Origin of the sequence: Actinotalea sp. (assembly GCF_041597215.1) — a bacterium.
In the GTDB taxonomy this organism is placed as follows: domain Bacteria; phylum Actinomycetota; class Actinomycetes; order Actinomycetales; family Cellulomonadaceae; genus Actinotalea.
Map to the genome: position 1 here is coordinate 1 of NZ_JBFHHB010000299.1, position 3,297 is coordinate 3,297.

The 3,297-nt window shown below is 72.9% G+C and carries 3 protein-coding genes; all 3 read left to right on the forward strand.

Translation table 11 applies throughout. From position 1 onward, the window contains the following. Window positions 1-835 (forward strand): heparinase II/III family protein (locus ABWK99_RS14955; RefSeq protein WP_372595490.1); only part of this gene is annotated, 835 nt, incomplete at its 5' end. Next, window positions 832-2,832 carry a DUF4962 domain-containing protein gene (locus ABWK99_RS14960; protein ID WP_372595491.1) on the forward strand — a complete coding sequence of 667 codons (2,001 nt, stop codon included), beginning with the start codon at window positions 832-834 and terminating at the stop codon, window positions 2,830-2,832. The genes ABWK99_RS14955 and ABWK99_RS14960, both read left to right, overlap by 4 nt. A gap of 4 nt (window positions 2,833-2,836) precedes the next feature. After that, window positions 2,837-3,297, forward strand: a 461-nt coding sequence (locus ABWK99_RS14965; RefSeq protein WP_372595492.1) for a DUF624 domain-containing protein, incomplete at its 3' end; no start/stop codon positions are given.

Consider the following 3,297-nt stretch of genomic DNA (forward strand, 5'->3'; position numbering starts at 1 on the left):
CGACCGTGCCGAGACGCTCACGGCGATCCTCGACGCCGGCCCGCACGGCGGTTCGCACGGACACCTCGACAAGCTCGGGCTCTACCTCTACGGGGACGGCGTCGCCTGGCAGCCCGCCCCCGGTGTCCCGCCGTACGGCAGTCCGCTGCGACGCGGCTACTACTCGCGCACGCAGGCTCACCCGACCGTGCGCGTCGACGACCAGGACCAGCAGCCCACGACGGGCACGGTCGACCTGCTCGAGCTCGATCCCGCAGGCGGGGTCGATCGCGTCCTCGCCGGCTCCGGCGCGGCCCTCGACGGCGCGCATGCCACGCGGGAGCTCGTGCAGACGGCCACCTACCTCCTCGATGTCGTGACCGTCCGTGTCACCGAGCCGAGCACCTCGGGCGGGAAGCACCGCGGGGACGCCGCCCCCGGGCCGGGCGCCCCGACCGGAGGGCCGCTCGACCGGGACCTGACCCTCGCGCTGCGCCCGGCGGTCCCGCTCGAGATCAGGGCGACCGACGGAGGCTGGCGCACCCTCTGGCACGGCCCGGAGGGACGGGAGCTGCACGGCGTCCACCGGGCGACCACCGCGAGCGCCCTCGTGGCGCGCCCCGGCCGCGGCCCCTCGGACGACCCAGCCGCCCTGCGCACCGTCGGCGACTGGACCGTGCGCGGCAGCTCTGCCTGCTTCGTCTCGGTGTACTGCGTCGGCGCGGCGAGGGTTGCCGACGTCGAGCTGCTGACCTCGGCGCAGGACGGGACCTCGGACGGCTCGGGCAGCGCCCTGCTCGGCGTGCGCATCCACCTGACCGACGGCACGACGACCGAGCACGAGGTGGCCCGATGACCGCGACGACCATCCGTACCGGCCCCCTCCTGCTCGCGGGCCGCGAGGACGAGCTGCGCAGCGAGCTGCACGGCGTGCGTCGCCCGCAGCTGCGCCGCCTCCTGGAGGAGTGCGAGCGCCTGCGCGGCGAGGTCCTCCCGCTGGAACCACCGAACGCCTCGGTGACGTACTTCGGCTCGGCATCGGCGAACCTCGCCCTGGCGTACCGGATCACCGGGCAGGAGCACTACCTCACCGAGCTGCGGAGGTACCTCGCCTCCCCTGTCTCCTTCCCGCACTGGGGCAAGGCGCACATGCCCGACCACGACCTCGACGCGGCCTGGCTGCTGCACGGGCTGGGCCTCGCCTACTCCTGGGCCGGCCATGCGCTCCCCGAGGAGGAGCGCACCGCGCTGCGGGACAAGCTCATCCTCCAGGGCAGCCGGATGTACGAGTTCGCGCTGGAGACCGAGGGCGGCTGGTGGTCGTCCTCGTACTGGCAGAACCACAACTGGATCTGCTACGCCGGGCTCGCCACGGCGGGCTACGTGCTGCGCGCCGAGCACCCCGAGGCCGAGGCCTGGACCGAACGCGCCAAGCAGAACTTCGACACCGTCCTGTCGATGCTCAACGACGACGGGTCCAACAACGAGGGCGTCGTCTACTGGCGCTACGGCGTCCCGTGGATCGTCAGCTACCTCGACGTGCTCAAGGCCGCCGAGGGGATCGACTGGTTCCCTCGCTCGTCGTACCTGCGCGAGACCTTCTGGTACCGCCTGCACCAGGCGGCTCCGGACCTGGAGCGCATCGTCGACCACGGCGACTGCCACGACCGCCGCAGCGGGCACTGCGTCGCGCTGTACTACAAGCTCGCGGCGGAGTACCGGATCCCGCAGGCGCAGTGGCTCGGCGAGAAGGTCGCCCGCGAGTTCTTCTGGCGCGAGGCCTACGAGAGCGGGGTACGCCCCGGCGTGCGCCCCGAGGCGTACCAGGAGCTGCTCTGGTTCGACCCGAGCGCGCCGTCGGCCGACCTCACCGGCGTCCCGACGAGCGCCTTCTTCCCCGACCTCGGTCTCCTGGTCGGCCGGACCTCCTGGGAACCGGACGCGACGCTCGTCTCGTTCAAGTCCGCCCCGGGCGGTGGGCACAAGGCATGGGACACCGGCCACCGGATCCAGGACGAGAAGGGCTGGACCACCCTCAACGCCGGCCACCACCACCCCGACTCGGGAACCTTCGTCCTGCTCGGCAAGGGCGCGTACCTGGCGATCGACGAGGGCTACTCCTCGCGCAAGCGCACCGAGCACCACAACGCCGTGCTCGTGGACGGGCAGGGCTTCGACAACGAGAACCGGTACCACATCTTCGAGGGTCTCGGCGTCGAGCGGACGGCCGAGATGCTGACGACGACGCTCGCCGAGGGGTGGCTGCACGGCGTCAGCGAGTGCAGCCGGATGTACGCACCCGCCCTCGGCATCGAGCGGGTGCGCCGCCACCTGGTGATGTCCCCCGCCGGGCATCTGGTGATCGTGGACGACCTCGCGGCCGCCACCCCGCGGCGCTGGACCTGGCTGCTGCAGACCGACAACCCCGCACAGCCGGGGGGCGACGGCCGGTGGACGGCACCGGCCGGTCCGGGAGTCCTCCACGTACGCGCACTCGCCCCGACGGCGACGGCGACGGCGACGGACGACCGCGTCGTGCGGACCGGTGTGCAGGCCAACCCGACCGCCTCGACGCCCGGCCTGGAGATGGAGAGCGTGCAGTACACGCTCCAGCGGGAGACGCAGGCCACGACCACCGCGCGGTTCGTCACCGTCCTGGTGCCGGCCGGCTGGGACGATCACGACGAGCCGACCGCGACCGCGACATGTGACGGCGACGAGGTACTCGTGACGATCGAGTCGGCGGGCCGCCACGAGGTCGTCGCCATCCACCTGCAGGCTGGGGTCACGTCCCTCGACCGGGCGGACGTGAAGCGTGCGGGCTTCGCCGCGCGCACCGACCTGACGGAGTGAGCTGATGAGCCGCACGGGACGCCGCGAGCCGGGCAAGGGCTGGGAGCAGACGACCCTGAGGATCCTGACGTACCCCGCGAACCTCGCGTTCGCCGGGGTCGCGGGCTTCCTCCTCGCGCTGCCCCTGGTCACGGCCCTGCCGGCGGCCGTGGCCGTCGCGCGCTCCCTGGACGGCTGGTTGCGGGAGGACTCCACGACGGTGTTCACCTCGACCTTCCGCGAGTTCGCGGCCACCTGGCGGCGCACGCTGCCGCTCGGGGTGCTCGCTTCCGTCGTCGTCGGGTTCCTGGTCTTCGACGCCTGGTTCCTCTGGGCCCAGCTGACGAGCGGGACGAGCGGCCTCGGTCTCGCGATCGGGGCGGCCAGCGTCCCCGTGGCGATCTCCGTCGCCCTGCTGCTGCTCGCCTTCCCCGTCGCGGCCGCCCGCAACCGCGAGGGCACGGCGAAGCAGTGGCTCGCCGAGGC

Coding starts and splice junctions, on each gene's coding strand:
- ABWK99_RS14960 (WP_372595491.1), top strand. CDS start 832: ATGACCGCGACGACCATCCGTACCGGCCCCCTCCTGCTCGCGGGCCGC.